We start from the raw sequence: 6,294 nt of genomic DNA on the forward strand, positions 1-6,294 counted from the left end.
GCTTTCCCTAACCCGGCCTATAGCCATGCCGGGAGAAGAAGCGATCGAGCTCCCTCTGCTGCGGCACTTCGCCGGTGTAGATCGCGATATATTCGGGAATCCGTTTCATGCGGACGGCGAGTTCCTCCTTAGCTTGCATGGAGATATATCCGATCTGCACGAGGTAAGTTGTTCGCGCTCGGACATCTGATGTCGCTTCTGGTAGCCCGAACCGGATAAACATGCGCTTGAGGGCTTCCAGCCGGAGCTGATCGGCTTGCCGGACCTCGGCGAGAATCTCGTCGGACTGCAGCGCCCAGCTGCGCACGGCAAATTCGAACCTGGCGTCGAACAGATCATTGTTGAGCCAGCAGTCGAAGACGTTGAGCATCGCCTCGGCGAGCGATTCCGCGTAGGCTTCGGATTGCTTGACGATGTTGCCGGTATTTTTGTCGCGCCACCGCGCCACGAGCCCGGCCAACAGCTCCTCCCGATCCTTGAAGAACCAGTAGAAGCTCGTGCGCGAGAGATTGAGCCTCTTCGCCAGCGGCAGAATTTTCACCGAATCCACGCCGGAATCCAGCAGCGAGTGGTAAGCTGCTTCCAGCCATCCCTCTTGTGATCCCCGCCAGCCAGTGTCGTTCAGAGCCTGATCCATAAGCTATCTCCTATCAAATTATACGGCAGCGCACAAGGAAAATGTACATTGGTGTCGAAAATGACGACCCAGATGTTTTCAACATTGACACATATGTACATTGTGCTTAGCGTCGGCTCTGACGTTTTTAATCCGGAACCACGGCCCATGTCGAACGATCCCCTTCTGCAGCCCTACCAGCTCAAGCATTTGAAACTGCGCAACCGCATCATCGTCACCTCCCACGAGCCGGCCTATCCGGAAGACGGCATGCCGAAGGAGAGGTATCGCGCCTATACGGTGGAGCGGGCAAAGGGCGGCGTGGCCTTGACGATGACGGCCGGCTCGGCCGCGGTTTCCAGGGACAGCCCGCCGGTCTTCAACAACCTGCTCGCCTACAAGGACGAGATCGTGCCCTGGATCAGGGAGATGACCGACGCCGTGCATGAAGAGGGAGCGGCGATCATGATCCAGCTCACCCATCTCGGCCGGCGCACACGCTGGGACAAGGGCGACTGGCTGCCTGTGGTGGCGCCATCGCATCAGCGCGAAGCGTCCCACCGGGCCTTCCCGAAGAAGGTGGAAGATTGGGACATCGAGCGCATCATCAAGGATTTCGCCGACGCTGCCGAACGCATGAAGGCGGGTGGCATGGACGGTGTCGAACTGGAGGCCTACGGCCATCTGATCGACCAGTTCACCTCGCCGCTCACCAACGAGCTCGACGGCCCCTATGGCGGATCGCTCGATAACCGTTTGCGCTTCTGTTTCGACGTCTTCAGGGCAATCCGGCAAAGAGTGGGGAACGACTTCATTCTAGGCGTGCGCTATACCGCCGACGAATGTCTTCCCGGCGGTACCGGCAAAGCCGAAGGCTTGGAAATCTCCCGGCGCCTGAAGGAAAGCGGCCTCATCGATTACCTGAACGTCATTCGCGGCCACATCGATACCGATGCGGGCCTCACCGACGTGATCCCGATCCAGGGCATGGCGAATTCGCCGCATCTCGATTTCGCCGGCGAAATTCGCGCCGCAACCAACTTTCCGACCTTCCATGCGGCGAAAATCCCTGACGTCGCCACCGCGCGCTACGCGATCGCCTCCGGCAAGGTCGACATGGTCGGCATGACCCGCGCCCACATGACCGACCCGCATATCGTCCGCAAGATCATCGAAAAGCGGGAAGACGATATTCGTCCCTGTGTCGGCGCCAATTACTGTCTCGATCGTATCTACCAGGGCGGGGCGGCCTTCTGCATCCACAATGCCGCCACCGGCCGCGAACTGACCATGCCGCATATCGTGGCGAAGGCCGACGCCAAGAAAAAGGTCGTCATCGTCGGCGCCGGCCCGGCCGGTCTGGAAGCGGCGCGCGTCGCCGGAGAACGCGGCCACCAGGTCGTCGTTTTCGAAGCGGCGAACAATCCCGGCGGTCAGATCCGGCTCACCGCTCAAAGCGAGCGCCGCAAGGAAATGATCAGCATCATCGACTGGCGCATGAGCCAGTGCGAGAAATACGACGTCACCTTCCACTTCAACACCTGGGCGGAAGCGGACACCATCGAGGCCGAGAATCCCGATGTCGTCATCATCGCAACCGGCGGCCTGCCGCATACCGAGGTCCTGGCGAGCGGCAACGAGCTGGTGGTTTCGTCATGGGACATCATCTCCGGCGACGTGAAGCCTGGAACCAACGTGTTGATCTTCGACGACGCCGGCGATCATGCCGGCCTGCAGGCGGCGGAGTTTCTCGCCAAGGCAGGCGCCAAGGTCGAGATCATGACGCCGGACCGGTCCTTCGCGCCCGAGGTCATGGCCATGAATCTCGTGCCCTATATGCGGTCTCTGCAGAAGCATGACGTGACCTTCACCGTCACCTACCGTCTGGAAGCCGTCGAAAAGAGCGGCAACCAGCTCGTCGCCCATGTCGGCAGCGATTACGGCGGGATTGCCAAGCAGCAGAGCTTCGACCAGATCGTCGTCAATCATGGGACCATTCCGCTCGATGAACTCTATTTCGAACTGAAACCCAGCTCGAGCAATCTCGGCGAAATGTCGCACGATCAGCTTCTTTCCGGAGAACCTCAGTCCGTGATCCGCAATCCTGATGGCAAGTTCCAGCTGTTCCGGATCGGCGATGCCGTTGCCGCACGCAACACGCATGCAGCCGTCTATGACGGGTTGCGCATCGCGAAAGATATCTGATTGCAAGAGTGGCCGCTTGTCGGCCGATCGTCTCGGGAGGTGATGTCATGAGTTTACGCAATGAAAGCCTCCAGATTTTCCTGGATGCAATTTTTGTGGCTTTCGACCAGTTCACGAATACCCCGGAGGCTCGCCGCTCGATTCGTCAGATTTCTGCTGCGCTGGAGCGCCCGGGAACGGCGCGTGCGGGGGAGGGAGGCCGATTGCCTGTGTGCGCTCTCCTTGATGTGGCGCTTTCCGTCGATACGTCCTATCCTTCGCTGACGCGTTTGATCGAGGGGTTCAAAGGCATCGAGCCAATGCTTGAATGGCATCGGCGCACCAAGTATGACCACACGGCCAGCGACAATTTTGTCGATGGGCATGCCAATGCGATGATTATCGGCCCGGGAGGATTGGAGGAGCGGAGCGACCTGTGGATCGGCGTGACGTTGATGGCGCCTCACGTGCGCTATCCCGATCACGACCATGCGCCTGAGGAAGTCTATCTCGTGCTTTCCGAGGGAGAGTTCCAGCAGGGGGAAGGGGACTGGTTTTCGCCAGGTATCGGCGGATCCTTCTATAATGTCCCTGGCATCAAACATGCCATGAGGTCGCTTGACACGCCGTTCTTCGCCTTCTGGGCATTGCTTGCCGAACGGCCGAACTGACGGCCAGCAGTTTAGAAATAAAGGGGGGTTGCCCATGAAGATACTCGTCCCAGTCAAACGGGTTGTCGACTACAACGTGAAGATCCGGGTGAAGCCGGATGGCACGGGTGTCGAGCTTGCCAATGTGAAGATGTCGATGAACCCGTTCGACGAGATCTCGGTGGAAGAGGCGTTGCGGCTGAAGGAAGCCGGCAAGGCCGAGGAAGTGGTCGTCGTTTCGATCGGTCCAGCCAAGGCCGAGGAGACGCTGCGCACCGCACTTGCCATGGGCGCCGACCGGGCGATCCTGGTTGAGACCGACGATCAGATCGAGCCGCTCACTGTCGCCAAGATCCTCAAGGCTGTCGCCGATGCCGAACAGCCCGGCCTGATCATCGTCGGCAAGCAGGCGATCGATGACGACAGCAACCAGACCGGCCAGATGCTGGCGGCGCTGCTGGGCATGCCCCAGGCGACCTTCGCCTCGAAGATCGAGATCGGCGATGGCAAGGCTCAGGTGACCCGCGAGGTCGATGGCGGCCTGCAGACGATCGAGATCAAGCTGCCGGCGGTGGTCACCACGGATCTGCGCTTGAACGAACCGCGTTATGCCTCGCTGCCGAATATCATGAAGGCGAAGAAGAAGCCTCTCGACAAGAAGAGCCCTGATGATTTCGGCRTSTCGACCACGCCGCGCCTCAARGTCCTRAAGACCGAGGARCCGTCGGGCCGCAAGGCCGGCGTCAAGGTCAAGTCGGTYGCCGAACTCATCGACAAGCTCAAAAACGAAGCCGGCGTRCTGTAATCAGGTTGGAACAGGAACCATCATCATGACYATTCTTCTTCTGGCTGACCACGACAATCAAAGCCTGTCCGACCAGACCGCCAAGACGCTGACGGCYGCAACCAAGATYGGCGGCGAYRTKCAYRTKCTSGTTGCCGGCAAGGCTGCCAARCCYGCTGCCGATGCCGCCGCCAAGCTTGCCGGYGTCTCCAAGGTGCTGCTCGCCGAAAGCGACGAACTSGCCAATAATCTSGCCGAACCGCTGGCCGACCTGATCGTCTCGCTGGCGGGMAGCTACGACACGATCATCTCGGCCGCCACCTCGGTCGGCAAGAACGTGCTGCCGCGGGTGGCAGCCCTGCTCGATGTCGCCCAGGTCTCGGAGATCGTCGAGGTGATCTCGTCCGACACCTTCAAACGGCCGATCTATGCCGGCAATGCCATCCAGACGGTGCAGGCGACCGATGCCAAAAAGGTGATCACCGTGCGCACCGCATCCTTTGCCTCCGCGCCGGAAGGTGGTTCGGCCACCGTCGAGGCGATCCCGGCGGTTTCCGATCCGGGGCTGTCGACCTTTGTCAGGGACGCGCTGTCGGCCTCCGACCGTCCGGAACTGACCTCTGCCAAGATCATTATCTCCGGCGGCCGGGCACTCGGCTCTGCCGAGAAGTTCAGGGAGGTCATCCTGCCGCTTGCCGACAAGCTCGGTGCTGCCGTCGGTGCATCGCGTGCCGCCGTCGATGCCGGTTATGCGCCGAACGACTGGCAGGTCGGCCAGACCGGCAAGGTGGTGGCGCCGCAGCTCTATATTGCCTGCGGCATTTCAGGCGCCATCCAACATCTGGCCGGCATGAAGGATTCGAAGGTGATCGTCGCCATCAACAAGGACGAGGAGGCACCGATCTTCCAGGTCGCCGACTACGGATTGGTCGCCGATCTCTTCGACGCCCTGCCGGAATTGCAAAAGGCACTCTAGCGGGGGAGACCGAACGTGGCGCGCGTCGTGGGACGTCCAATCAAACCTGGTGCCGACCTTCTCCTGAACGATGACGAGAAGCCGGCATACATACGGCTACACGACATCGGCAGGGAAAGACGTTCTCGGCCGTTGCAGGAATTCCTCAACGATGTCGGCGGGCTGATGTTGTCGGCGGAGGCTCCTGCCGTCGCCAGCTTCGTCGCGGGCAAGGTTCTCCAGAAACTGCTCAAGACCGGCAAGGTGCGCCCGGAGGGCGGGTCTCTTCCCGGCGCGCCGGAAGGGCTTGATGACGCCATCGGCCATCTTGCGAAATCGGGACGGAAATACGAGGCGATCGCCAGCCAGTTCCATAGTCTCGCCGACAAACTGCTCTGGAGACGCGGCCGCTCCGGTCCGTTTGCAAGCCTGAATTTTGGCGATACGCATTCCCATGCGGTCGTGGTCGGCCCCGGCGGCATGGAGGAACGCGCCGATCTCAGGGTCGGCGTGATCTATATGGATCGCTACACCCGTTTCCCCGATCATGTTCAGACGCAGCCGCGCGCCTTCATTCTGCTGTCGCCGGGCGAAATCCGCCTTGGCGATTCCGAGTGGTTCTCCGCCGGTGTCGGCACGGTCTTTGCGAACGACGCCGGCCAATCTTTCGCGATAAGATGCACAGCCCGGCCTCTGCTTGCGGTCTGGTGCCAGGTTGAGCGGGAGACGTGATGGGTGCTTGGCAACGACGAGCCTGAGATGAACGAAAAGGCCGAAGGCGAGAGCATGAAGTCTCGGCGGTCACGCAGCGAAGCAGATCGCTGAGAAGCCGGTCTATCGGAATATGTAGCATCAGAATTCAATTTAAGAGGAAGGATATCAAGATGGACGTTCGCGCCGCCGTTGCCGTTCAGGCAGGAAAACCGCTGGAAGTGATGACCGTGCAGCTGGAGGGACCGCGGGCCGGCGAAGTGCTGGTCGAGGTCAAGGCGACGGGCATCTGCCACACCGACGATTTCACCCTGTCGGGCGCCGATCCTGAAGGCCTGTTTCCGGCCATTCTCGGCCATGAGGGTGCCGGCATCGTCGTCGATGTCGGCTCCGG

Annotated in this window: 7 protein-coding genes; 6 read left to right on the top strand and 1 reads right to left on the bottom strand. The window is 60.7% G+C overall.

The genetic code is table 11. From position 1 onward, the window contains the following. Positions 1 to 7: 7 nt before the first annotated feature. The gene (locus AC1D2N_RS31760) at positions 8 to 637 is read right to left on the bottom strand and encodes a TetR/AcrR family transcriptional regulator (RefSeq protein ID WP_018246039.1); all 630 of its coding nucleotides are present in this window, start codon (positions 635 to 637) and stop codon (positions 8 to 10) included. A 147-nt stretch (positions 638 to 784) separates the two neighbouring features. Here AC1D2N_RS31760 and AC1D2N_RS31765 point away from each other — a divergent pair, with 147 nt between their 5' ends. From AC1D2N_RS31765 to AC1D2N_RS31790, 6 genes are all read left to right on the top strand, one after another. Continuing rightward, positions 785 to 2,821 carry an NADH:flavin oxidoreductase gene (locus tag AC1D2N_RS31765; protein ID WP_018246038.1) on the top strand — a complete coding sequence of 679 codons (2,037 nt, stop codon included), beginning with the start codon at positions 785 to 787 and terminating at the stop codon, positions 2,819 to 2,821. Between the two features lie 47 nt (positions 2,822 to 2,868). After that, positions 2,869 to 3,471, top strand: a complete 603-nt coding sequence (locus AC1D2N_RS31770) for a dimethylsulfoniopropionate lyase (protein WP_018246037.1) — start codon at positions 2,869 to 2,871, stop codon at positions 3,469 to 3,471. A 34-nt stretch (positions 3,472 to 3,505) separates the two neighbouring features. Then, positions 3,506 to 4,255: an electron transfer flavoprotein subunit beta/FixA family protein gene (locus AC1D2N_RS31775; RefSeq protein WP_477982679.1), complete on the top strand. Its 750-nt coding sequence runs from the start codon at positions 3,506 to 3,508 to the stop codon at positions 4,253 to 4,255. A 25-nt stretch (positions 4,256 to 4,280) separates the two neighbouring features. Next, complete coding sequence (locus tag AC1D2N_RS31780) at positions 4,281 to 5,210, top strand: electron transfer flavoprotein subunit alpha/FixB family protein (protein ID WP_477982681.1); 930 nt, start codon at positions 4,281 to 4,283, stop codon at positions 5,208 to 5,210. 15 nt (positions 5,211 to 5,225) lie between these two features. Further along, entirely contained in the window at positions 5,226 to 5,921 is a 696-nt protein-coding gene (locus tag AC1D2N_RS31785; protein ID WP_018246035.1) for a dimethylsulfonioproprionate lyase family protein, read from the top strand. Between the two features lie 152 nt (positions 5,922 to 6,073). Further along, positions 6,074 to 6,294 (top strand): alcohol dehydrogenase catalytic domain-containing protein (locus AC1D2N_RS31790; RefSeq protein ID WP_477982683.1); only part of this gene is annotated, 221 nt, incomplete at its 3' end.

It is taken from the genome of Rhizobium sp. P1_B8 (assembly GCF_056406515.1).